The sequence below is a fragment of the Streptomyces sp. BK340 genome, from assembly GCF_007827595.1.
Taxonomy (GTDB): Bacteria; Actinomycetota; Actinomycetes; order Streptomycetales; family Streptomycetaceae; genus Streptomyces.
Genome location: NZ_VISR01000001.1, coordinates 616,216 through 638,783, shown reverse-complemented (window position 1 = coordinate 638,783; position 22,568 = coordinate 616,216). Strand labels below are relative to the sequence as shown.

The 22,568-nt window shown below is 71.8% G+C and carries 21 protein-coding genes and 1 other RNA gene; 13 read left to right on the top strand and 9 right to left on the bottom strand.

The genetic code is table 11. The features are described 5' to 3' along the window. Positions 1 to 115: 115 nt before the first annotated feature. From rnpB to FB157_RS02960, 5 genes are all read left to right on the top strand, one after another. Positions 116 to 523: RNase P RNA component class A (gene rnpB / locus FB157_RS02980), an RNA gene on the top strand. Between the two features lie 40 nt (positions 524 to 563). After that, positions 564 to 1,241: a DUF429 domain-containing protein gene (locus FB157_RS02975; protein ID WP_145875578.1), complete on the top strand. Its 678-nt coding sequence runs from the start codon at positions 564 to 566 to the stop codon at positions 1,239 to 1,241. Between the two features lie 438 nt (positions 1,242 to 1,679). Next, the gene (locus tag FB157_RS02970; RefSeq protein ID WP_145875577.1) at positions 1,680 to 3,428 is read left to right on the top strand and encodes a hypothetical protein; all 1,749 of its coding nucleotides are present in this window, start codon (positions 1,680 to 1,682) and stop codon (positions 3,426 to 3,428) included. Between the two features lie 26 nt (positions 3,429 to 3,454). Then, entirely contained in the window at positions 3,455 to 3,916 is a 462-nt protein-coding gene (locus tag FB157_RS02965) for a hypothetical protein (protein WP_145875575.1), read from the top strand. Positions 3,917 to 3,956: 40 nt separating this feature from the next. Further along, on the top strand, positions 3,957 to 5,624 hold the full coding sequence (locus FB157_RS02960; RefSeq protein WP_145875573.1) for a hypothetical protein: 1,668 nt from the start codon (positions 3,957 to 3,959) through the stop codon (positions 5,622 to 5,624). Positions 5,625 to 5,722: 98 nt separating this feature from the next. Here FB157_RS02960 and FB157_RS02955 read toward each other — a convergent pair whose 3' ends face one another. After that, the gene (locus FB157_RS02955) at positions 5,723 to 6,061 is read right to left on the bottom strand and encodes a MazG-like family protein (RefSeq protein WP_145875571.1); all 339 of its coding nucleotides are present in this window, start codon (positions 6,059 to 6,061) and stop codon (positions 5,723 to 5,725) included. Positions 6,062 to 6,127: 66 nt separating this feature from the next. Then, positions 6,128 to 6,673: a DoxX family protein gene (locus FB157_RS02950; protein WP_145875569.1), complete on the bottom strand. Its 546-nt coding sequence runs from the start codon at positions 6,671 to 6,673 to the stop codon at positions 6,128 to 6,130. A gap of 121 nt (positions 6,674 to 6,794) precedes the next feature. Here FB157_RS02950 and FB157_RS02945 point away from each other — a divergent pair, with 121 nt between their 5' ends. Together FB157_RS02945 and FB157_RS02940 are read left to right on the top strand one after the other, a co-directional pair. Further along, complete coding sequence (locus tag FB157_RS02945; protein WP_145875567.1) at positions 6,795 to 7,121, top strand: nuclear transport factor 2 family protein; 327 nt, start codon at positions 6,795 to 6,797, stop codon at positions 7,119 to 7,121. 67 nt (positions 7,122 to 7,188) lie between these two features. Beyond that, complete coding sequence (locus FB157_RS02940) at positions 7,189 to 8,175, top strand: aldo/keto reductase (RefSeq protein ID WP_145875565.1); 987 nt, start codon at positions 7,189 to 7,191, stop codon at positions 8,173 to 8,175. Positions 8,176 to 8,206: 31 nt separating this feature from the next. Here the strand turns inward: FB157_RS02940 and FB157_RS02935 are convergent, their stop codons facing one another. Then, entirely contained in the window at positions 8,207 to 9,001 is a 795-nt protein-coding gene (locus FB157_RS02935) for an ABC transporter ATP-binding protein (protein ID WP_261386130.1), read from the bottom strand. Positions 9,002 to 9,044: 43 nt separating this feature from the next. Next, a complete protein-coding gene (locus FB157_RS02930) occupies positions 9,045 to 10,514 on the bottom strand; it encodes an ABC transporter permease (RefSeq protein ID WP_145875563.1) in 1,470 nt (489 codons plus the stop codon). Positions 10,515 to 10,714: 200 nt separating this feature from the next. On the opposite strand from FB157_RS02930, the gene FB157_RS02925 reads away from it, so the two are divergent. Next, positions 10,715 to 11,986 carry a D-alanyl-D-alanine carboxypeptidase family protein gene (locus FB157_RS02925; protein WP_186581309.1) on the top strand — a complete coding sequence of 424 codons (1,272 nt, stop codon included), beginning with the start codon at positions 10,715 to 10,717 and terminating at the stop codon, positions 11,984 to 11,986. A gap of 276 nt (positions 11,987 to 12,262) precedes the next feature. Here FB157_RS02925 and FB157_RS02920 read toward each other — a convergent pair whose 3' ends face one another. After that, entirely contained in the window at positions 12,263 to 13,021 is a 759-nt protein-coding gene (locus FB157_RS02920) for an SDR family oxidoreductase (protein WP_145875560.1), read from the bottom strand. 56 nt (positions 13,022 to 13,077) lie between these two features. Beyond that, positions 13,078 to 14,106 carry a Gfo/Idh/MocA family protein gene (locus FB157_RS02915; protein WP_186581308.1) on the bottom strand — a complete coding sequence of 343 codons (1,029 nt, stop codon included), beginning with the start codon at positions 14,104 to 14,106 and terminating at the stop codon, positions 13,078 to 13,080. Positions 14,107 to 14,192: 86 nt separating this feature from the next. Here FB157_RS02915 and FB157_RS02910 point away from each other — a divergent pair, with 86 nt between their 5' ends. The 5 genes from FB157_RS02910 (at position 14,193) to FB157_RS02890 (ending at position 19,299) form a co-directional block, all read left to right on the top strand. Continuing rightward, complete coding sequence (locus tag FB157_RS02910; RefSeq protein WP_145875558.1) at positions 14,193 to 15,524, top strand: multidrug effflux MFS transporter; 1,332 nt, start codon at positions 14,193 to 14,195, stop codon at positions 15,522 to 15,524. After that, positions 15,476 to 16,645 carry a serine hydrolase gene (locus FB157_RS02905; protein ID WP_186581307.1) on the top strand — a complete coding sequence of 390 codons (1,170 nt, stop codon included), beginning with the start codon at positions 15,476 to 15,478 and terminating at the stop codon, positions 16,643 to 16,645. Before FB157_RS02910 ends, FB157_RS02905 begins: the two co-directional genes overlap by 49 nt. A gap of 147 nt (positions 16,646 to 16,792) precedes the next feature. Next, the gene (locus FB157_RS02900; RefSeq protein ID WP_145875556.1) at positions 16,793 to 17,806 is read left to right on the top strand and encodes a small ribosomal subunit Rsm22 family protein; all 1,014 of its coding nucleotides are present in this window, start codon (positions 16,793 to 16,795) and stop codon (positions 17,804 to 17,806) included. 9 nt (positions 17,807 to 17,815) lie between these two features. Then, positions 17,816 to 18,430 (top strand): TetR/AcrR family transcriptional regulator, encoded by a 615-nt coding sequence (locus FB157_RS02895; RefSeq protein ID WP_145875555.1) that lies wholly within the window; start codon positions 17,816 to 17,818, stop codon positions 18,428 to 18,430. Between the two features lie 128 nt (positions 18,431 to 18,558). Then, entirely contained in the window at positions 18,559 to 19,299 is a 741-nt protein-coding gene (locus FB157_RS02890) for a bifunctional DNA primase/polymerase (protein ID WP_145875553.1), read from the top strand. Positions 19,300 to 19,435: 136 nt separating this feature from the next. Here the strand turns inward: FB157_RS02890 and FB157_RS02885 are convergent, their stop codons facing one another. The 3 genes from FB157_RS02885 to efeB are packed head-to-tail and all read right to left on the bottom strand — an operon-like array spanning position 19,436 to position 22,556. Further along, positions 19,436 to 20,431 carry a hypothetical protein gene (locus tag FB157_RS02885; RefSeq protein WP_145875552.1) on the bottom strand — a complete coding sequence of 332 codons (996 nt, stop codon included), beginning with the start codon at positions 20,429 to 20,431 and terminating at the stop codon, positions 19,436 to 19,438. Further along, positions 20,391 to 21,263: an iron uptake transporter permease EfeU gene (gene efeU, locus FB157_RS02880; RefSeq protein ID WP_145875550.1), complete on the bottom strand. Its 873-nt coding sequence runs from the start codon at positions 21,261 to 21,263 to the stop codon at positions 20,391 to 20,393. Before efeU ends, FB157_RS02885 begins: the two co-directional genes overlap by 41 nt. 3 nt (positions 21,264 to 21,266) lie before the next feature. Next, positions 21,267 to 22,556, bottom strand: a complete 1,290-nt coding sequence (gene efeB / locus FB157_RS02875; RefSeq protein WP_145875548.1) for an iron uptake transporter deferrochelatase/peroxidase subunit — start codon at positions 22,554 to 22,556, stop codon at positions 21,267 to 21,269. Positions 22,557 to 22,568 lie beyond the last annotated feature (12 nt).

Sequence of the window (22,568 nt, the reverse complement as noted above, 5' to 3'; positions counted from 1 at the left end):
CTGACCTCCGGCATCCTGATCGCCTTCACCCTGATCCTGGCGGGCTCGGTACTGGCCACGGCGACCGCCGGCCCACGCCGCCCCGCACGCCCGGTACCATGGTCGACACGGCAGACGAGCCGGGCGGACGGCCGCGTGGAGTCCCCCTAGGGGGGCTTCCCGAGGAACGTCCGGGCTCCACAGGGCAGGGTGGTGGCTAACGGCCACCCGGGGTGACCCGCGGGACAGTGCCACAGAAAGCAAACCGCCGGGGGCTTCGGCCCTCGGTAAGGGTGAAACGGTGGTGTAAGAGACCACCAGTGCCCAGGGTGACCTGGGCAGCTAGGTAAACCCCACCCGGAGCAAGGTCAAGAGGAGCCGCTGTAAAAGGCGGCTCTGCGCGGACGTTCGAGGGCTGCCCGCCCGAGTCCGCGGGTAGACCGCACGAGGCCGGCGGCAACGTCGGCCCTAGATGGATGGCCGTCGCCCTGGGCTCCGCGAGGAACCCGGGGAACAGAACCCGGCGTACAGCCCGACTCGTCTGCCTCTCCTTCTTGTTCCTCCTGCGCGAGAGGCGAGGCGGGATGGAAGTCCTGGGGGTCGATGCCTGCGGCAGGCCGGGGTGGACAGGGATCAGACTCACGGACGGCACGTTCGCGGGCAGCCTCGTGGGCCTCCGTCTCGATGTACTGATCAAGCGTGCCGCCGGGGCAGAGGCGATCGCGGTGGACATGCCGCTGGGCCTGATCGAGAAGGGCTGGCGCGCGGCTGATCTCGGCGCGAGGGCGCTCCTCGGAGCACGGCGCAACAGTGTCTTCCTCGTGGCACCGCGCCCGGCATGGCGGGAACCGGATTACCTCTCGGCCGGCGACCGCTGCCATGAACTCACCGGCCACCGACTGAGCCGACAGGCGTGGGCTCTCGCTCCGAAACTCCTCGAGGCCCGCGCGTGCTGGCTCGCCGACGAGCGGATCCATGAGGTGCACCCCGAGGTGTCCTTCTTCGCCCTGGCGGGAGGGGTGCCGTTGGATCACGCCAAGAAGACGTGGCGTGGGCAGAATGCACGTCGCCGGTTGCTGGCCGCAGCTGGGATCGTGCTGCCGGATGAACTCGGCGAGGCGGATCGTGTTCCTGTGGACGATGTCCTCGATGCCGCTGCGGCGGCCTGGTCGGCGCACCGGATCGGGCTGGGGGTCGCGGGGCGGATTCCTGAGATGCCTGAGCTGGACGTGGAAGGGCGCGTCGTCGAGATCCGGTACTGAGGACCACGGACCCTCGCTTGCGCACCTGCACGGCCGACGGCGTCAACGTGAGCACGGACGTGGCGACCGCTCAGGTCACCGCCGCCGACTCCCGGTTCCTGCCCGGTATACGCGATCGGCTGCACCGCCACGGCCTGTGGCAGACAGGCGCTCCAGTGCCTTCCTGCCGAAGAACCCGTCCCAACACCGGTTTTTCATAAAGGATCTGGTGTCCCGTCAGATCAGTGGTGCGTGAAAGCGTCGCCATAGGACCCCACTCGGCGTCGCGGTTTCCATCTGGGACGGAAAGTGCGTCGAATCCCTCTCTGCGCCCACAGATCAGTTCTACTCTGAGTTGGCCGATCCCGTCCTCTTCGCGGGGATCAGGCGATTTGTTCTGTGTGCGTCACGCGTGTGCGCACCATGGGGATGCGGGGGTACCGACCTATGGGCATGCCAATGGGGACCGTTTCGGGGAGACCCGGTCCTGCAGACGCGCGCGATCTGCTGGAACACCAGGCCGGACCACCCGGCGGGGACGCGACGCGGCACCTGTGCGCGGCGGCCTTCCTGGACCGGACGTTCCGTCAGGCGGCCATCAGAGAACTGGTGGAGGAGCAGCACCGGGTGCCGGCCGCGTCGCCCGGGGTCGACATGGCGGCGGTGCTCGCCGCATGTCTGCGGGCGCGGTGGGAGGGCGCGGTGGCCGGCGGCCTGATCATCCTGGTCGCCTTCGTCGGACTGCTCACCGACCGTGCCGACTTCGCCCTCGCCCTGCTCGTGGTGCTCCTCGTCCGCGCCGTCACCTGGTCGTTCGGACCGTTCATCGGCAAGGGCAGATTCGACCGGGGCACCCTTTGGCGGCTGCTGCTCCGCCGAGGCCTGGCCGCTCTGGGCCTGTGCCTCCTCTTCTCGGCCGGCCTGGTCCTCCTGGTGATCGCCGCCATCGGCCAAGGGCTCTCCTCAACGACCACCGGAGTGCCCCCGGACTCGGGCGGAGTGGTGGCCCAAGGAGCAACGTGGAACCCGTCACTGCTGGGCATCGCCGCCTTCCTGCTGGCGTGGGTCGCCATCGGCGCCGTCCTGCGCTACCGCCGGCACCTCCACCTGGCCGCCCTGCATGAGCCCGGCGGCACCGAGCCCGGCCCGCAGTCCACACGTCTCTCGCCGGTCTTCGCCCGCCTACAGGAACGCCCTGCCGAGGCGGAGACTCTCTACAGCGACTTCTCCCCGTTCGTCGGTGCCGGCCTGCGTCTGGAGCACGAGGGGTGGTCATTCCCCATCGAACTGCGCCCCAGCACACAGCAGCGCAACGGGAGTGCCCCACTGGTACCCCTCGAACTTCCCACCCTGCACCGCAGCATCACCGCGGCTGTGGCCGAGCTCTCGCAGGGTGACCTCTACCCTGGGGATTTCCTACACCATCTGACGGTGCGGGACCGGGTCTTCCGCGCCGGACGACGACCGGACGCGCCCGAGAACTGGTACGGCGCCCTCAGCGTCGCCGACCCGGTATCCGGTGTGCAGACACTCGCGCCTGCCTGGGCCGACCTGCTGGACCTCGGATCGCACGAGCGGATCCGGCACTTCCTCGAGGTGCGCGCCGAGCTGTGGCAGCGTCAGTTGGTCGCGGCGCTCTTCCTGCGTGCCAACGTCCAGGGCGGCCTGCTCCAGGTAGAGGGCCTGGCCTTCCTCCTGCCGCCGGTGGCCGAGCGATACCGTGTGGTGGACGACATCCTGCCTCCCCGTCCGCTGGAGGACGGCGGCCACGCGCTGTGGCGCGCGGTGCGTTCCTTCGCCCTGGACGTGTGCACCGCCGCCGTGGAGCCCTGGGCGATACTCCGGTCGGCGGTCCGTACCGCCGCCCGCCGCCGCTGGTACCGGCGGATGCACGAGCTCGGTCGGCCGGTCGACCACAGCCCCCAGGTCAGCCTGCGCGAGCTCGGTGCCGAGCCGTACTACCAGCAGCTCTTCCAGGAGCTGGACGTGCGCAGGTTCTTCACCAGCATCCGCGAGCGGGCCTTCACCGCGGTCCTCGCGGAGCTACGGCGTGCGGGGTACGACACCTCGGAGTTCGAGCAGGCTGTCCAGCTGCTCGTCGCCGGGAACATGAACATCAGCACCGGGATCCAGAACGTCAACTCGCCCAACTCCGGCAACCAGGCCGTCGGCCGGGTCAACAACCTGCGCCAGACCAAGGTCCCTTGATTCGATCCCCCGCGTGGAGGAGCTTCGTGCATCCCGACCCGACCGCACCGGGCTGGCAGCACCAGCCCGGCATCGTCAACATCGACTCCCCCAACCAGGGCAACCAGGCTGTCGGGGAGCGCAACACCCTCACCCAGCACTTCGCCACCCCGCCCACCCTGCCCGAGCAGGTCACCGTCGCTGACCTGCTCACCGCGCTCCAGGCCGTACGCGACGATCTGGCGCGGCTGCGGGAGACGGGCGCCGGCACCCTCCCGGACGACGAGGCGGACGAGGCCCTTTGCTCGCTCGACCGGGTGGGGGACGAGGTGGTTCAGGAGGAACCGCGGCCCGGTGTGATCCGGCGTCACCTCTCCTTCGCGGTGGACGCCCTGACCTCGGCGACCTCGCTGACCACGGCCGGCGGCACCCTGGCCGCGAGTGCCACCACCCTGGTCGACTCGCTGGCGAAACTGCAGGCGGTCGTCCTCAGGCTCTTCGGCGGCTGAGGCCGCCGACACCATCGACCACTCTGGGGGGACGAGCGCGATGGCTCAGTGGAAGCTCGCCGTGGATGCCACCGCACTCCGTCCGTGCGCCGCCATCGCGGCGCACGGACGGATCACGGCGTTGGACCTGAACGGCCCGGTGGCCACGGCTGAGCAACTGCTTCGCACCGCGGCCGAGACGGCCGCGGCCCGCGGTCACACGGTCGCCGGACTGGTGATCGTGCACCCGCTCGGCTGGACGGAGGCGGAGTTCAGCCAGGCGCAGCTTCAGGCGCGCGCCGCGGATCTGCCCGATCCACATTTCACGTCGGGCGTGTCGGCGCTGGCCAGGTACTTCCGCGCCCGGCTCGCCCTGCCGGAGGGGGCCTGCCTCGCCGTCTACGATGCGCGCCGCAAGTCCGCCGAGGTCTCCGTGCAGAGCCATACGGCCACCGGCCTGCAGCCGGTGGCCCAGGACATCTTCCCGGGCATGACGCCGGACGATGCCGGGCCCGGCCGACTCGACCAGGCCCGCCGCCGGGTGATCGACGAGAGCGCGTCCGGCATCGATCACGCGGCCCTGGGGCCGGGACGACTCGCCGCGGTCTACCTCACCGGGCAGGCCGCGCTGCTCCCGGGTGCGGCCGACCGGGTGCGCACCGAGCTGGGACTGACGGCCTTCGTCTGTGACCGCCCCGAGGAGGCGGCCGCGCTGGGAGCGCTCGTACCGCCGGACGACGCGACGTTCCGCCTGCCCGCCGCGCGGGAGATCCCTGCGTCTGCCTCCGGTACGGTGCCCGTGCCCGACGTCACGCTGCACCTCGCCGACCCGGCGGCCAAGCTCGCCGCCGCGGCGCTGAGCGCGGCGGCGGCACTGGGCACGGCCGCGCCCGACGGCACCCCGCCGGCGCACACCCTTCACCCCGACACACTCAGACAGCGAGCCGCACCTGCGACCGACGGCCGTGACGTCAGCCGCGAGGAAGTGACGGAGGCGTCCACACTCCCATCGCCCTCAGCGGAGCGCACCGCGCTCGCCGACGCCAGGACCGTCAGCGCCGGGCCGGCGTACGACCGGCTCGCCCCCCTCCGAAAAGAGGGATCAACAGCCGGCTCCGTCGCCCCCGGGCCGAGCAGCCACGGCGTCCACGCACTGCCCCCACGAGGCGGCGGCTTCCGCATCCGCAGTGCCTGGCTGCCGGCAGTCGCAGCGGTCGTCGCAGCAACCGGCATCACCATCGGTGTCGTGCACTGGTTACTACCGAACGACCACCCGAGCCACGCCCACACGCAGCGCCCACGCGCCCTCCCCACCACGCCCGCCCCTGCTGTCACCAGCCCAGTGCCTGCCTCCGCGGCAACCACCATCCCGCCGACACCGAGTCCGTCGCTCTCCCCTGGGACGTCCTCTCCCAAGAGTCCCTCGGAATCGGCCTCCGCGACCAGCCCCTCCGGCATCGTCCTTGCCTACTACGCCGCCATCAACAAACAGGACTACACCACGGCTTGGAAACTCGGCGGCGACAACCTCGGCGGCAGTTTCGCCTCGTTCGTCCACGGCTTCGCCACCACCACCCACGACGCCGTCACCGCGCAGGACACAGGCCCGACCCAGTCCTCCGTCGACCTGACAGCGACCCAGACCGACGGTTCCGTCAAACGGTTCACCGGCATCTACAACGTCAGCGACGGCGTCATCACCAGCGGCCACCTCCAGTCCGTGCCCTGACCCCGGGGCACGCTCCCTCGACACCTCTCGATGACGCTGCCGATCAGGCTTACAGTGCGGGGCTGCCTCGTTGGCCGAGGGCAGCCGTGGGCGCGTGCTCAGACAGGAGGAGTCAGCGGTCGTTCCCGCACACCCTTCAAGTGGGCGTCGAAGACCTCTCGCGCCTCCGGCGTCAGCGTCCGCAGCGCCACCAGCGCCGTGATCGCCACATCGCACAGTTCGGACTGGACGTCCTCCCACGTGTGGGTGACCCCCTTACGCGGGTTCTGGCCCGTCGCGCCGATCACCGCCTCGGCCACCTCGCCCACCTCCTCCGACAACTTGAGGATGCGGAGCAGTACGCCCTCCGGGCCGGCGTGCCTGCGAGTCGCCTCCAGGCGGTCCCAGAGTTCGTCGATCGTCGGCCAGAGGGCGGGGGAGATGTCCTGGTCGCTCATGCCCAGAAGCTTGGCATGCCCCCAGGTGGGCCAGTTCTCGAACAGCACCTCATGCCCCGGACAGGGCTAGTCCTCGAACAGCACCTCCTGCTCGCCCTCCGTCTTCTGCCGGACCCGACGGTTCCGCGCCCCCACCACGACCGCCGTGGCCGCCGCCGTCACTCCCAGCGCCAGCGGCACCATCCACCCCCGGTCGAAAACATGCCCGGACGCGTGGTCGAGGGAGAGGCGGCCCGGGCCCGCGATGGCCAGGCCGGCTGCGCACAGGCCCAGGGTCGCCGCGTACTCGTAGCCGCCCTCCTGGGCGAAGAAGCCGTTGGGCTTGTGGACCGCCGCCGCCCCGGCCATCGCGCCGGCCGCCGCCGCGCCCGCCGCCGGGGTCGCCAGGCCCAGCGCCAGCAAGGTGCCGCCGCCCGCCTCCGCCAGGCCCGCCGCCGTCGCGCTCGCCTTGCCGGGCGCGTAGCCGACGGACTCCATGAACTGGCCCGTGCCCTCCAGGCCGTGGCCGCCGAACCAGCCGAACAGCTTCTGCGAGCCGTGGGCGACGAGCACCCCGCCCGTCCCCAGCCGGAGCAGCAGCAGGCCCAGATCACGTCGGTCGTAACAGGTCACGGTCGTCACTCCTGTCAGCGCCTATGAAGTCCCCTTTCACCGTCGCATCCGGCGCTCGTGCGGGCCTGTCGTGGAGGGCGTTCGGGTGGCGGGTGCGGGGGAGCGGTGTGAGTCTGACGCCATGACGATTCAGCCAGCCAAGCTCAGCGATCCGTCCGTCCGGGCCTTCGTCAACGCCGTGAACTCGCGCGACCGCGAGGGCTTCATGTCCCTCCTGTCGCCGGGCGCGACGATGTCCGACGACGGCTCCGACCGCGACCTCGCCGAGTGGATCGACCAGGAGATCTTCTCCTCCAACGGCCACATCGACGTCGACAACGAGTCCCGCGGCGGCCGCGACCTCATCGCCCGCTACCGCAACGACGCCTGGGGCGAGATGCGCACCAAGTGGCACTTCGAGATCGAGGACGACGGCAGCATCTCGCGGTTCGAGACCGGCCAGGCGTAGTTCCAGCACAAGTTACGTGCGCAACCGCTTGCCCTCGTGTGCGCTCCAACTCCTAGCGTTCCGCGGCATGGAGACCACCAGCAGGACACTGGGACGCAGCGGTATCGAGGTCAGCGCGCTCGGCTTCGGGTGCTGGGCCATCGGCGGTGAGTGGCAGACACCCGACGGGCAGCCCCTCGGGTGGGGGAAGGTCGACGACGAGGAGTCGGTACGGGCCGTCCGCCGTGCCCTCGACCTGGGCGTCACCTTCTTCGACACCGCCGACGTCTACGGCACCGGGCACAGCGAGGAGGTCCTGGGCCGTGCGCTGGGCAAGCGCCGGGACCAGGTCGTCGTCGCCACCAAGTGGGGCAACGTCTTCGACCCGGACACCCGCACCCTCACCGGCGCCGACGACTCCCCGGAGTACGCCCGCCGGGCCCTGACCGCTTCCCTGCGGCGCCTCGGCACCGACCACGTCGACCTCTACCAGTTGCACCTCTCCGACGCCGAGCCGGAGCGGGCTTCTCAACTCCGTGACATCTGCGAGGAGTTCGTCAAGGAGGGGCTCGTCCGGGCCTACGCCTGGAGTACCGACGACCCCGCCCGCGCCGCCGTCTTCGCCGAGGGGGAGCACTGCACGGCCGTGCAGCACGCGCTCAACGTGCTGCAGGACGCGCCCGACATGCTGGCCCTGTGCGAGCGGCTGGACCTCGCCGGCATCAACCGCAGCCCGCTCGCGATGGGGCTGCTGACGGGTAAGCGGCACACCTCCCTGGAAGCCGGGGACATCCGGAGCAGGCCGCCCGCCTGGCTCCAGGGGTTCGGGGGCGACGGGTCCGGCTCCGATCCCGAGTGGGTGAGCCGGGTCGAGGCCCTGCGGGACATCCTCACCAGTGAGGGCCGCACCCCTGCCCAGGGCGCCCTGGCCTGGCTGTGGGCGCGCAGCCCGCGTACCGTGCCGATCCCTGGCTTCCGGTCCGTGGCCCAGGCCGAGGACAACGCCGGCGCGATCGCGAAGGGGCCGCTCACCGCGGAGCAGTTGGCCGAGATCGACCGCCTGCTCGGGCGATGAGCGGCCCCGACGGGCCGTGTACGACCAAGGGTCAGTAGCCGTGACCGCCGTACTGCTGCTGCGCGTACTGTTCCTGCTGCGTGTGCCAGCCGTAAGCATGCCGGCCTTGGGACTGCCCGCCGGACGCATGCTGCCGTGCCGCCCCGCCGCCGCCCTGCTCCGTGAGCGTGATCTGCCCCGCCTTGATGGTGGCCAGGCGCGGGGCGCGGCGGGCGATGGACGAGTCGTGGGTGACCATGACGAAGGTCAGCCCGTGCTCCCGCCACAGGCCCTCCAGCAGGGCCATGATGTCGTCGCGGGTGCCTTCGTCCAGGTTGCCGGTGGGCTCGTCGGCCAGCAGCACCTTCGGGTTCTTCACCAGCGCGCGGGCGATGGCGACGCGCTGCTGCTGGCCCCCCGACATTTCCGAGGGGACGTGCGAGAGCCGCTCGCCGAGGCCCACCGAGCGCAGCGCCTCGGCCGCCCGTTCGCGGCGCTCGTCCGGCTTGACGCCGAGCGGGACCAGGGCCGTCTCGACGTTCTCCTGCGCGGTCAGCGTCGGGATGAGGTTGAACGCCTGGAAGATGATGCCGATCTTCTCGGCGCGCAGCCGGGTCAGCTTGGCCTCGCTGATCGTGGCGAGGTCGACGCCGTCCAGTTCGACGCTGCCGGACGACGGGCGGTCGAGGCCGCCGATCATCTGCAGGAGGGTGGACTTGCCGCCGCCCGTCGGGCCCTGGATGACCAGCTGGTCGCCGTCGGCGATGGTGAGGTCGACGCCGCGCAGCGCCTCCACCGTCTCCTTGCCCCGCGTGTACCGCTTGGTGACGCCGGTGAGTCTGTACATGGGTGCTCCGTGAGTGAGACAGAAGATGAGACAGAAGAGCGGGTCAGGAGACGCTGCGCAGGGCGTCGGCCGGGCGCATCCGGGAGGCGCGCCAGCCGCCCATGGCGCCGGCGATCAGACCGCCGGCGACCGCTAGGCCGACGGCCAGGGCGATGGTGGTCAGGGAGACGGGCGCGGTCAGGGCGATCTCCAGGGTGTTCTTGGTGGCCTGTTGGCCGGGGCCACCGGGGCCACCGGGGCCGCCGCCCATGCCACCGCCCATGCCGCCACCGCCGCTGCTGCCCAGCTCGGCCTGCAGCTTCGGGCTGATCGCGGTGACCGTGTAGGCGGCCGCGAGGCCCAGGGCGATGCCGAGGCCGCCGCCGATGAGGCCGTTGACCATGGACTCGCCGACCACCTGCCGGGTCACCTTGCGGCTCGGCCAGCCGAGCGCCTTCAGCGTGCCGAACTCGCGCACCCGCCGGGACACGGCCGAGGAGGTGAGCAGCGCGGCCACCAGGAACGCGGCGACCAGGACGGTGATCGAGAGCCACTTGCCGACGCTGCCGGCCAGGTTCGAGGCCGTGGACAGCGAGCCGGAGACGGTGGAGGCGAGGTCGGAGGAGGTGGTGACCGTCGTACCCGAGATGTTGCTCCGGATCGTCTTCTTGACGGTGGAGATCTGCTTGGAGTCGGTCGCCTTGACGTAGATCGTGGTGACCTTGTTCTTGGCGTCACCGAGCGACTGGGCCTGCTTCAGCGGCAGGTAGACGTCGGTGGTGGACTCGCTGCTGTCCGGGGTGGCGATGCCGATGACCGTGAACGTGGTGCCGGAGATCTTGAAGGGCGAGCCGACCTTGTACTTCTTCTCCTTGGCGTACGACTTGCTGACGACCGCCGCCTTCGCGTCGGTCTGTGCCGAGGTGAAGGTCTTCCCGGAGGTGACCTTCATCGTGGCCAGCGGGCCGAGGGCCTGGTCGGTGACGTCGACGCCGGCCACCGAGTAGCTGTTGACGTTGAAGTCGGCGCCGCCGCCCTGCACCTGCGGCTGCCCGCCACTTCCCCCGCCGGGGCCGCCCTGCTGCTGGGAGCTTCCGGAGGATGTGGACGACTTCGCCTTGCCCTGGGTGAAGGAGCCGTCGACCTTGGTGACGTTCAGGGAGAGGGCGCCCACCGCGCTCGCCACACCCTTCTGCGCCGCGACCTTCTCGACCAGTGAGGACTTCAGGGCCTGACCGCCCTGTGTCATCACCCGGTCCGAGCTCTGCGAGGTCTTGCCGCTGGACTTGGCGTCGAACTTGAAGTCCGGGCCCTGCGAGCCGCCGGCCTTGGGGGCCGACTGCGCCTTGGTGACCGTCATGTCGGTGCCGAGGCCGTAGAGCGACTTCAGGACCTTGTCCTGCGCCTGCGTCATACCGGCCGACACCGAGTTGACGGTGATGACCAGTGCGATACCGAGCGCCAGACCCATCGCGATGACCAGAGCGGCCTTCTTGCGGCGGCTCAGCTCACGCCTGAGATAGATGCCAAACATCCCGTTCCTCGAAGGTTCTTGGCGCCCGCTGTGGGCGCTGCCACAAGCTAGGGAGGAACCTTTGAAGCGCGCTGGGTAAAGGATGTGTCAGAGCTGAGAAAGCAGGATGGGGGTTCAAATTTTCATAAGACAGCAAATTCCTATGCCTGGGAGGGCCTCCTGCCAGGAAATGCCTGTTGGGTGCGGTGTACGGTCCCCGGGTGCGTGAATGTTCCCGGCTCAGCCGGCGTGCCGCCCTCGGGCTGACGGCCGCCGCCCTCCCCCTGTCCGTGGCCGCCCCCGCCTCCGCCGCGACCGTGATCGGCGGTGAGCGGCTGGCCCGTGGCGGAGTCCAGGTGCGCGGCGCCGGCGGCCTGCCCAAGAAGCTCACCGCCCGCTCGTGGCTGGTCGCCGACGCCGAGACCGGCGAGGTGCTCGCCTCCTTCGACGCGCACCGGCGCCTGGCGCCCGCGTCCACGCTGAAGATGCTGTTCGCGGACACCGTGCTGAAGAAGTTCGAGCGGACCGAGCGGTACAAGGTCACCGACGCCGACCTCGCCGACATCCCGGCCGGCTCCAGCCTCGTCGGCGTCAAGCCCGGCATCACCTACACCGTGGAGCAGCTGTGGCAGGGCGTGTTCCTGCGCTCCGGCAACGACGCCGTGCACGTGCTCGCGCACATGAACGGGGGCGTGGCCAAGACGGTCGCCGAGATGCAGGCCCTGGCCGAGGACCTGCAGGCCCTGGACACCCATGTGGTGAGCCCCGACGGCTTCGACCACAAGGGCCAGCTCTCCTCGGCGTACGACCTCACGCTCTTCGCCCGGCACGGCCTCAAGGACGCCGACTTCCGCGGCTACTGCGGCACCAGGACCGCCGACTTCCCGGCCGGCGGCAAGAAGACCTTCCAGATCCAGAACACCGACCGCCTGCTCACGGGTGCCTGGGGGCTGCACACCTACGACGGTCTGATCGGCGTGAAGAACGGCTACACCAGCCATGCCGGCAACACCTTCACCGGGGCGGCCACCCGGGGCGGCCGCACCCTGCTGGTCACCGTGATGCATCCGGCCGAGGGCAGCAACGCCGTCTACGAGCAGACCGCCGCGCTGCTCGACTGGGGCTTCGGGGCCGGGCGTTCGGCGCAGGCCGTGGGCACGCTCGTCGAGCCGGTCAGCGAGGGCGGGGCGAGCGCGAGCCCGGCGCCCCAGGGGAAGCCGGGGCGGGCCGCGGCCGGTGCTCCCGGCTCGGCGTCGTCCGGGCACCCCTCGTCGTGGCGGCTGCTGGAGGGCGCGGCCGGGACGGCGGCACTGCTGGGAGCGGGTGCGTGGGCGCTGCGGCGACGCGTGGTGCGTGCCAAGGCGGCCCGGGCCGAGGCCGCCCGGGCCAGGACTGCCCGGGCAGAAGAGGCCCGGGCTGAAGAGGCCGGGGCTGAAGAGACTCTGGCCGATGTGGAGCCGGATCCCGGGTCGGGTCCACGGCACCGCCGCTGAGACACCGGACCGAGACAGCGGCAGCCGTTCCACCGACCGGTGCGTACCCCGCGGTCCCACGCGAGGTCCACCCCCAACTCCGGTCCGGTGGAACGACTGCCGACTCCCCCCTCGGTGTGGCTACGGAACCCCCGTACTCCAAGTGTGAAGTTCTTGTGGAGGAAAGTTGAGCATATGCGGCCGACGGGCCGCAATAGGGCGGACGTTGAAATTCCGTTTGTGTAACTTGGGGGGTTCGATTCCGCCCCGCCGCGGGGTCGGTCCCGAGCCCTGTCCTCAGCCTCGTCCGACGTACGGCATCGCCGTCGCCAGGACCGTCGCGAACTGCACGTTCGCCTCCAGCGGCAGCTCGGCCATGTGCCGCACGGTGCGCGCCACGTCGGCCACGTCCATCACCGGTTCCGGGGCCACCTCGCCGTTCGCCTGCAGTGCCCCGGTCTGCATCCGGGCCGTCATGTCGGTGGCCGCGTTCCCGATGTCGATCTGCCCGACCGCGATCCGGTACGGCCGCCCGTCCAGCGACAGCGACTTGGTCAGGCCGGTCAGCGCGTGTTTGGTCGCGGTGTAGGCGACCGAGTGCGGGCGGGGCGTGTGGGCGGAGATGGATCCGTTGTTGATGATCCGGCCCCCCTGCGGGTCCTGCTCCTTCATCCTCCGGTACGCCGCCTGCGCGCACAGGAACGCCCCGTTGAGGTTGGTGTCCACCACGTGCCGCCAGGCCTCGTAGGGCAGCTCCTCGACCGGCACCCCGCCCGGGCCGAACGTCCCGGCGTTGTTGAACAGCAGGTCGATGCGCCCGAACCGGTCCACGGCCGCAGCGAACAGCGCCTCCACGTCCTCGGGCCGGGACACGTCGGTGCGCACGGCGAGCGAGGGCGCCCCGGGCACCAGCGCCGCCGTCTCCTCCAGCGTCTCGACGCGCCGGCCGGCCAGCGCCACCGACCAGCCGGCGTGCAACAGCTCGACGGCGACGGCCCGCCCGATGCCGGAGCCGGCGCCGGTCACCACCGCGATCTTCGATTGCCTGTCAGTCATGGGTCCGCAGCGTAGGCGGGAAGTCCGGGATACGGAATGCAATGTCCGCCATACGACTACCCGGTGACGGTGGCCACGGCCTCCCCGCGCGCCTCCCCGGGATACCGCACCCCGATCCGCTCCCGTATCGCGTCCAGCGTCCGCATCACCGCGAGGCTGCCCGTCAGCGGCACCAGCGGTGACTCCTTCTCGCCCGCCCGCAGTGCCCGCATGACCTCCTCGGCCTCGTGCCGCAGGCTGGTGCGCGGGCCGTCGGCGGGATCGGCGGTGAACTCCTCGGGGTCATGGCCGTCGCGGTGCAGTACGAAGCGGTCGGGGTGGAAGAAGCCGGACGGGATGTCGATGCGGCCGCGCGAACCGGTCACCGAGGCGGTGACCCCCGTACCGCCGACGATCGAGCAGTGCACCGAGGCCAGCGCCCCGCTCTCCCAGGACAGCAGCGCGCCCGTCTGGAGGTCGACGCCCTCGTCGGACAGCACCGCCCGCGCCGCGACCTCGTCCGGCTCACCCAGCAGCAACTGGGCGAACGACACCGGATACACCCCGAGGTCCAGCAGTGCCCCGCCGCCCAGTGCCGGATTCCGCAGCCGGTGCGCCGGCGGGAAGGGACCCGCGAGACCGAAGTCGGCCTGCACCGTGCGCACCTCGCCGATCGCGCCGTCCGCCACCAGCGCCGTCAGCCGCCGGACCAGCGGATTGCAGTACATCCACATCGCCTCCATCAGGAAGCGGTCGTGCTCCTTCGCCAGCGCCACCAGTTCCTCGGCCTGGCGGAGGTTGAGCGTGAACGCCTTCTCGCACAGCACGTTCCGCCCGGCCGTCAGGCACAGCCCGGCCGCCGCCCGGTGCGCCGAGTGCGGGGTGGCGACGTACACCACGTCGATGTCCGGGTCCGCGGCCAGGGACTCCCAGTCGCCGTACGCCCGCGTGACCCCGAACCGCTCGGCGAACGCCCGGGCCGACTCCCGGCTGCGCGAGGCCACGGCCACGATCTCCGCGTCCGGCAGGTCCACCAGGTCCGCCGCGAACGAGGCCGCGATCCCGCCGGTCGCCAGGATCCCCCACCGCACGCTCTGCTCCGCCATCCCGCCCCGCCCTCGTTCATCTGTGCCACGGCAGTGTGTACGAGCTGCGAGCATAGAGGCCGATCCAGCAGGAGAGGGAGGGACACATGCCCGAGCACGCGGCGGCACCGACACCGGAAACGGAGCGCCAGTCCACCACCGCACCCGTACCGGCCGCCGCCACCCGCCGCACCGGTCTGCTCGTCACCTTCGTCCTCGGCGGCCTCACCGCCACACCCCCGCTGGCGATGGACATGTACCTCCCGGCCCTGCCCGCGGTCACCCGCTCCCTGCACGCCTCGGCCGCCACCGTCCAGCTCACCCTCACCGCGTGCCTGGCCGGCATGGCGCTCGGGCAGCTGGTCGTGGGCCCGATGAGCGACCGCTGGGGCCGCCGCCGTCCGCTGCTCACCGGCCTCGCCGTCTACCTCGTCGCCACCGCCCTGTGCGCCCTCGCGCCCACCGTCGAGGCGCTGGTCGCCTTCCGGCTCGCCCAGGGTCTCGCGGGCGCGGCCGGCATCGTCATCGCGCGGGCCGTCGTACGCGACCTCTACGACGGTGTGGCCATGGCCCGCTTCTTCTCCACCCTGATGCTGATCTCCGGGGCCGCGCCCATCGTGGCGCCCCTGATCGGCGGGCAGATCCTCCGGGTGACGGACTGGCGGGGCGTGTTCGTCGTCCTCACCGTGGTCGGAGCCGCGCTCGCCGCCCTCGTCTGGCTGCGGCTGCCCGAGACCCTGCCGCCCGCCACGGGGGTCCCCGCGCTCGAGCGGAGCCGGGAGCGGGGGAGGCCCGGCGGGGGAGTGCGGCAGGCGCTGCGCTCGATGCGCGGCCTGCTCGCCGACCTGCCCTTCACCGGCTACATGCTGGCCGGCGGCTTCGCCTTCGCCGCGCTGTTCGCCTACATATCCGCCTCCCCCTTCGTCGTCCAGGAGATCTACGGCGCCTCCCCGCAGACCTTCAGCCTGCTCTTCGGCGTCAACTCGGTCGGACTGATGATCGCCGGGCAGGTCAACGGCCGGATCCTGGTCGGCCGGGTCAGCCTGGACAAGGTGCTCGGCACCGGCCTCGCGATCATCGTGCTCGCCGCGACCGCCCTGCTGCTGATGACCGCGGGCACCTTCGGCGAGGTCGGCCTGGCGCCGATCGCCGCCGCCCTGTTCGTCCTCATGTCCGCGATGGGCATCACCCTGCCCAACGCCCAGACCCTCGCCCTGCTGCGCACCCGGCACGCCGCGGGCTCCGCCTCCGCCCTGCTCGGCGCCACCTCCTTCCTCGTCGGAGCGGTCGCCTCGCCGCTCGTCGGCGTCGCCGGGGAGCACACCGCCGTGCCCATGGCGATCGTCCAACTGGCGGGAGCACTGGTAGCGGCGGCCTGCTTCGTGGGAATGTGCCGTCCCTGGAACACCCGTGCGGGGTCGGAGGGAGAGGACAACTGAGCGCACCCAGACTGCGCGCCGGCACACCCGAACGCGCCGGGCTCGACCCCGGGCAACTCGGGCACCTGGCCGGCGAGGTGCTCGCCCTCACCACCGGAGCTCGCCCCTGGGCCGCCGGTGCCGTCCTCATGGCCGGACGCGGGCCCGTGATCGCCGTGGCCGAGGCCGCGGGCTGGGCGGTCCGCTACGCCTCCTACGACCCCGGGACCGGCACCGGCGTCGAACTGCCGCCCGCCGCCCGGGTCCCGATGACCGTCGACACCCCGTTCGACCTGGCCTCCCTCACCAAGCTCTTCACGTCCGTCGCCGCCGTGCAGCAGATCGAGCGCGGCACCCTCGGCATGGACGCCCGGATCGGCGCCTACCTGCCCGAGTTCACCGCGGCCGCCGCACACGGCGTCACCGTACGGCAGCTGCTCACCCACACCTCCGGGCTGCGCCCCGAACTCCCGCTGTACGACTGCCCGGACGCCACCGCCCGCCTCGCGATGCTCCGCGCGGAGGCCCCCACGTCCGAGCCCGGCCGCCACCTCTACTCGGACCTGAACATGATCCTGCTCCAGTTCGTCCTGGAGCGGATCACGGGCCGGCCCCTCGACGTCCTGATCGAGGACGGCATCACCCGCCCGCTCGGGATGACGGCGACCGCCTTCGGCCCCTGCCCCGGCGCGGCGGCCACCGAGGACCAACGGCGGCCCTGGGCCAAGGCCGACCGTGGAATGCTGCGCGGCGAGGTCCACGACGAGAACGCCTGGGCGCTCGGCGGGGTGGCGGGCCACGCCGGCCTCTTCTCCACCGCCCACGACCTGGCGGTCTTCTGCCGCGCCCTGCTCGCGGGCGGCGGGTACGGTCCCGCGCGCGTCCTCGGCCCCGACTTCGTGGAACTCCTGTTCACCCCGCCGGGCCTGGGCTTCGGCCTGGACCAGCCGTGGTTCATGGGCGAGCTGGCAGGCAGGGGAGCGGCGGGGCACACGGGGTTCACGGGGACCTCGCTGGTCCTCGACCCGGCGACGGACACGTTCCTGGTGCTGCTGGCGAACACCGTGCATCCCGTACGCAGGCCGCCGGACAGCCGGCCCAGGGCGGCTGTGGCCACGCGTCTGGCGAGAGCGGTGGTCTGAAGCGCACCTCCCGGCGGCCCGAGCCGGACCCCGTGGCGGTGCCTTTCCAGCCGACCGGGACGGGTGGCGGGTGGGCATGGGCCGGGGTCCGGGGGGCGGAACCCCCAGCAAGGCCGGCACCGGCACCGGGCGCCGTAGAATCGCCGGGTGAACGACCCCGTACGCCCGGCCGAGCAACTCCGCGCCACCCTTGCCGACCTGCTCGCGGGGCTACCGCCATCGCAAGCCGCCGGCGCCGTGGAACGGCTGATCGCCAACTACCGCGGGGCCACCCCGACCGACGCCCCGATCCTGCGCGACCGCGCCGACGTCGCCGCGTACGCCGCCTACCGCATGCCGGCCACCTTCGAGGCGGTCCGCTCGGCGCTGGAGGCGTTCGCGGACGCCGTGCCCGACTGGACGCCCGGCAGCCATGTCGACGTCGGCGGTGGCACCGGCGCCGCCACCTGGGCCGTCACCGCGACCTGGCCCGGCGAGCGCCGCGTCACCGTGCTGGACTGGGCCGAGCCCGCACTCGCCCTCGGCCGGGAGATCGCCCAAGCCAACCCCGCGCTGCGGGACGCCCGCTGGCAGCGGGCCCGGATCGGCACGGCGCTCACCCTCGACAGCGCCGACCTCGTCACGGTCTCGTACGTCCTCAACGAACTCGCCGAGGCCGACCGCGCCGCCCTCGTCGACGCGGCCGCGGCCGCCGCGCAGTCCGTCGTGATCGTGGAAGCCGGCACCCCCGCCGGCTACGCCCGGGTCATCGAGGCCCGCGACCGCCTCGTCCGCGCCGGGTTCCGCATCGCCGCGCCCTGCCCGCACAGCGCCGCCTGCCCCATCGTGCCCGGCACGGACTGGTGCCACTTCTCCGCCCGGGTCAGCCGCTCCTCCCTGCACCGCCAGGTCAAGGGCGGCTCCCTGGCGTACGAGGACGAGAAGTTCAGCTACGTCGCCGCCACCCGGCTGCCCGCCGCGCCCGCCCCCGCCCGGGTGGTCCGGCGACCGCAGATCCGCAAGGGCCAGGTGCTCCTCGACCTGTGCGAGGCCGACGAGCAACTGCGCCGCACCACGGTCACCAAGCGCCACGGCGACCTCTACAAGGCGGCTCGGGACGCCGACTGGGGCGACGCGTGGCCGCCGGAGGACCCGACCGCCCGGCCGGCCGGGGCTTGTTAACGTCACCCCATGGTCAAGAAGCCCGCCCCCGACGCCACCCGCCGCAGTGAGAAGTCCCGCAGAGCGATCTACGAGGCCGCCCTCGCACTGGTCGCCGAGGTCGGATACCCGAAGACCACGGTCGAGGGGATCGCCGCCCGTGCCGGGGTCGGCAAGCAGACGATCTACCGCTGGTGGGCGTCCAAGGCGGACGTGCTGATGGAGGCCTTCGTGGACCTCGGCGAGCAGGCGGCCCGGGCGGCGGGACAGGAGCCCTACGTCATCCCGGACACCGGCGATCTCGCCGCCGACCTCAGGGCGGTGCTGCGGCTCACCGTCGACCAGCTGTACGACCCCCGCTTCGAGGCACCCAGCCGCGCGCTGGCCGCCGAGGGCGTGGTCAACGAACAGCTCGGCCGCGAGTTCGTCACCAAGCTCCTCGAACCCCAGCTCCAGCTGTACGTCGACCGGCTGCGCTCCGCGCAGGACAGCGGCGCGGTGCGCCCCGACGTCGACCCGCGCATCGCGCTGGAGCTGTTCGTCTCACCGCTCGCCCAGCGCTGGCTGCAGCACACCGGGCCGATCTCGTACGCCTACACGGACGCCCTGGTCGACTACGCCCTGTACGGACTCACCCCCCGCTGAGGTGCTGTGAGGCGCGTCTCGTCCGGTTCCTCCGGATCGCCGCTCCGGCCCCCCGAAGCATTGGAAGATGGGACGATAGGGCATGCTGTCCGCACATCAGCGAGGCGACCACGAGTTTGAGGAGCTAGATGAGCGGGACGTTCGGCGGCCGGACCGGCCGGCAGGGCAGACTCTCCCAGTGGCTGCGCGGACGCCGTCCGAAGGAGACCGCCGCCGTCGGCGACGACGGCCGTGAGGCCCTGCTGCTCGCCGCCGCCGCGGCGGGACTGCCCCTGGCGCCCGCCGCGTACCCCGCCCCCGACTACCGCTGCTCCTGCGACCGCGTCGGCTGTCCCACCCCGGCCCGGCACCCGGTGTCGTTCGCCTGGCAGACGCAGTCCACGACGGACCGCGCGCAGATCGAGCGCTGGGCCCGGCACCAGCCGCAGGCCAACTTCATCACCGCCACCGGCATGGTGCACGACGTCCTCGACGTGCCCCTGGAAGCCGGCCGGGAGGCGCTGGACCGCCTCCTCGGCGACGGTGTGGAGGTCGGCCCGGTCGCCGAGAGCGACGACGGCCGCATGCTGTTCTTCACCCTCACCCGGGGCACCCCCGAGGACGAGGACGAGTGGTGGCCCTGCGCGCTTGACTGCCACCCCGAGACCATGGACGAGCACCCGGGGCTGCGCTGGCACTGCCGCGGCTCCTACGTCCTCGTACCGCCCGCGCGGCTGCCCGGCGACGACCAGCAGGTGCGCTGGGTCCGTGGCCCGGAGCACGCGCTGACCGACCCGCTGAGCCTGCTGGAAGCGCTCACGGACGCCTGCGCCCGCCACGCCGGCACCGAGGCCGACCACGCGGGCACCGCCTGGCCGCTGCGGCACTGAGCGCTCCGCGGGGGCGAGGCGGGCGCTCGCGGGGTGCCGCGGCAGACCGTCGGGCGGCTGCGGGTCCGTTGTGGCTGGTCGTGCCCACGCGGCGGAGCCGCATGATCGATACAGCCCCGCGCCCCTTTGGGGCGTTCTACTCGCCCTGTGCCGCCGTCAGGCCCTGCACCCGTCCCAGGACGGACACGGGGCCGCTGCCCGCCGGGTCGAGGGCGGCCTCGTTGGAGATGATCTCCAGGGTCAGCGACTGCTTGATCTCGCCCTTGGTCAGGGCCTGCACGTCCTTGTTCGGGGTCGGCACGGAGGTGCCCGCGGCGGCGGTCTGCTTCTCGTAGTGGTGCGTGGTGAAGAAGACCAGCGCCCCGCCGTCTGCCGTGCGCAGCGCGAGCGGCGCGTAGTCGCCGTGGGTCAGCGGCTCGTCGATGTACTGCCGGACCAGGCCGGGCTTCGTCGTCTGCTTCTTGCGGTCCGCGCGCAGGCCGCTGGTGTACCGGCCGTCCGCGAACACCGGGCCGGCGTTCTTCAGATAGGCCGCGTAGCCCTTGCTCAGATCGGCGGGCGGCACGGCCAGTTGCGTGGAGTCGGCGGGCACGGCCTCGGCCCAGCCGTCCTCGTCCTTCTTGAACTGCGGTACGTCACCGGCCGCGACCAGCGTCAGATAGGCCACCCGCCACGGATCGCCGAGGCCGTCGCGGGTGAACACCAGCAGCCAACGGGCGTTGCTGCTCCCCAGGTTGCCCTTGGCGTCCGCGACGAACCAGCGCGGCCAGCCCGCCTTCTTCGGGATCGTGAAACGGGCGTCCGTCAGCGTGAGCTGCACATGATGTGCGTTGCCCGACGGGCTGTTGGCGTGCCCGGCCTTCAGCCGGGCGCCGTCGATGTCGGCGAGGGCGCCGGTGACGTGGTCCTCGTCCAGGGAGCGGTCATAGGCCTTGTCGGCCCTGTTGTACGCGTCCGTGAACTGGGTGAGCGCCTTGGCGGCCTCGGCGCGGGTGGTGGCGGGAAGCATCTCGCGCTCCCCGTGCACCACCACACATCCGCTCGCCGTCAGTGACATGACGGACAGTGAGACCGCTATGAGCGCGTTCCGGTCACGCCTGCGGAGCCTTCGACGGCTGCGTTCCCTGGTCATGAGGTGCCTTCACCTTCCCCTTCCCGGAGGCGAACCCTACCGGGGCGAGGAAGATCGCGAGTGTCGGGACCAAGTACAGCAGCCACACCGTGACCTGGACCACGGTCGGGTCGGGCTGGAAGTTGAACACGCCCTTCAGCAGCGTGCCGTACCAGCTGTCCGGCTCGATCGTGTCGCTGATGTCGAAGGCCAGGTCCCGGATGCCCGGGATCCAGTTGGCCTCCTGCAGGTCGTGGAAGCCGTACGCGAGCACGCCCGCCGCGACCACGACCAGCATGCCGCCGGTCCAGGTGAAGAACTTCGCCAGGTTGATCTTCAGCGCGCCCCGGTAGAACAGCCAGCCGAGGACGACCGCCGTGGCGAGGCCCAGGGCCACGCCGATCAGCGGGCGCGGGGTGCCGTCGCTCGCCGCGTGCACCGAGGCCCACACGAACAGGGCGGTCTCCAGGCCCTCCCGGCCGACGGCCAGGAACGCGGTGGCGACCAGCGCGCCCGTGCCCATGGCGAGGGCCGCGTCCAGCTTGCCGTGCAGCTCGGACTTCAGGTGCCGGGCGGTGCGCCGCATCCAGAACACCATCCAGGTCACCAGGACGACGGCGACGACGGACAGCGAGCCGCCCAGCGCCTCCTGTGCCTCGAACGTCAGCTCCTGCGAGCCGAATTCGAGGGCGCAGCCGAAGCCCATCGCGATGGCGACCGCGATGCCGATGCCGATCCAGATCGGCTTCAGGGCGTCCCTGCGGTCCGTCTTGACCAGGTAGGCGATGAGGATGCAGACGACGAGCGACGCCTCCAGGCCCTCGCGCAGGCCGATCAGGTAGTTGGAGAACACCGGTTACGCCTCCTCGGAGAACAGCGTGCGGCCCCACCAGTCGTCCTTGTCCCGGACGCCGGGCGGGACGGCGAAGACGGCCGAACCCACGTGCTGGATGTACTCGTTGAGCGCGTCCTTGGCCGACAGCTGCCGCTGCAGCGGGATGAACCCCTTGCGCACGTCACGCTGGTAGGCCAGGAAGAACAGGCCCGCGTCGAGACGGCCGAGGCCGTCCGTGCCGTCGGTGAAGGAGTAGCCGCGGCGCAGGATCGTGATCCCGTTGTTGGCGTCGGGGTGCGCGAGGCGCACGTGCGCGTCGGGCTTCATCGCCTTCAGGAACGGCTTGTCGTGCTCCTTGGCCTTGCCTACCGGGGCGCCCTCGCCCTTGTCGCGGCCGAAGACGTCCTCCTGCTCCTGCAGCGAGGTCCGGTCCCAGGTCTCGATGTTCATCCGGATGCGCCGGGCGACCAGGTACGAGCCGCCGGTCATCCACTTCGTGCCGTCGCCCTCGCCGACCCACACGAACTTCTTCAGCCGGTCCGTCTCGGTGCCCGCGATGTTGCGGGTGCCGTCCTTGAACCCCATGAGGTTGCGGGGCGTCTGGGCGTCCGGAGTCGTCGAGGAGGTCTTGCCGAAGCCGAGCTGGGACCAGCGGATGGCGACCTTGCCGAAGCCGATGCGGGCCAGGTTGCGGATGGCGTGCACGGCGACCTGCGGGTCGTCCGCGCAGGCCTGGACGCACAGGTCGCCGTCGGTGCGGGTCCGATCGAGGTTGTCGCCCGGGAACTTGGGCAGGTCGACCAGCGCCTCGGGCCGCTTGCCGGACAGCCCGAACCTGTCGAAGAACGAGGGGCCGAAGCCGATGGTGAGCGTCAGCCGCGAGGGCTTCAGGCCCAGGGCCTCACCGGTGTCGTCCGGCGGCGCCTCGGCGAGTCCGCCGTACGCGCCCTCACCGACCGCCTTCCCGGCGGTCATCCGGCGCGCGGCCTCGGTCCAGTCCTTCAGCATCTGGACGAACTCGGCGCGGTCCTCGGTCTTCACGTCGAACGCGGCGAAGTGCAGCCGGTCCTGAACCGGCGTGGAGATGCCGGCCTGGTGGGCGCCGTGGAACTCCACGGCGGCGCCCACCTCGGCGCCGGCCGGTTCCACGTCGTTGCCCGCCCTGGCCGCCGCCACGGCGCCGCCGGCCGCGGCGGCACCGAGCGCGAGGCCGGCACCGCCCCAGCCGATCAGTGTCCGGCGCGAGGGGGAGGAGCCGCCCTGGCCGTCCTGGCTTTCCTGGCCGTCCTGGCTTTCCGGGGTCTCGGTCATGACGCGTCTCCC

Bases quoted from the DNA above. Each gene is read 5' to 3' on its own strand.
- FB157_RS02975 (WP_145875578.1), top strand. From the start codon at position 564: ATGGAAGTCCTGGGGGTCGATGCCTGCGGCAGGCCGGGGTGGACAGGG.
- FB157_RS02970 (WP_145875577.1), top strand. From the start codon at position 1,680: ATGGGGACCGTTTCGGGGAGACCCGGTCCTGCAGACGCGCGCGATCTG.
- FB157_RS02960 (WP_145875573.1), top strand. From the start codon at position 3,957: ATGGCTCAGTGGAAGCTCGCCGTGGATGCCACCGCACTCCGTCCGTGC.
- FB157_RS02955 (WP_145875571.1), bottom strand. From the start codon at position 6,061: ATGAGCGACCAGGACATCTCCCCCGCCCTCTGGCCGACGATCGACGAA.
- FB157_RS02945 (WP_145875567.1), top strand. From the start codon at position 6,795: ATGACGATTCAGCCAGCCAAGCTCAGCGATCCGTCCGTCCGGGCCTTC.
- FB157_RS02940 (WP_145875565.1), top strand. From the start codon at position 7,189: ATGGAGACCACCAGCAGGACACTGGGACGCAGCGGTATCGAGGTCAGC.
- FB157_RS02935 (WP_261386130.1), bottom strand. From the start codon at position 9,001: ATGTACAGACTCACCGGCGTCACCAAGCGGTACACGCGGGGCAAGGAG.
- FB157_RS02930 (WP_145875563.1), bottom strand. From the start codon at position 10,514: ATGTTTGGCATCTATCTCAGGCGTGAGCTGAGCCGCCGCAAGAAGGCC.
- FB157_RS02920 (WP_145875560.1), bottom strand. From the start codon at position 13,021: ATGACTGACAGGCAATCGAAGATCGCGGTGGTGACCGGCGCCGGCTCC.
- FB157_RS02915 (WP_186581308.1), bottom strand. From the start codon at position 14,106: ATGGCGGAGCAGAGCGTGCGGTGGGGGATCCTGGCGACCGGCGGGATC.
- FB157_RS02910 (WP_145875558.1), top strand. From the start codon at position 14,193: ATGCCCGAGCACGCGGCGGCACCGACACCGGAAACGGAGCGCCAGTCC.
- FB157_RS02895 (WP_145875555.1), top strand. From the start codon at position 17,816: ATGGTCAAGAAGCCCGCCCCCGACGCCACCCGCCGCAGTGAGAAGTCC.
- FB157_RS02890 (WP_145875553.1), top strand. From the start codon at position 18,559: ATGAGCGGGACGTTCGGCGGCCGGACCGGCCGGCAGGGCAGACTCTCC.
- FB157_RS02885 (WP_145875552.1), bottom strand. From the start codon at position 20,431: ATGACCAGGGAACGCAGCCGTCGAAGGCTCCGCAGGCGTGACCGGAAC.
- efeB (WP_145875548.1), bottom strand. From the start codon at position 22,556: ATGACCGAGACCCCGGAAAGCCAGGACGGCCAGGAAAGCCAGGACGGC.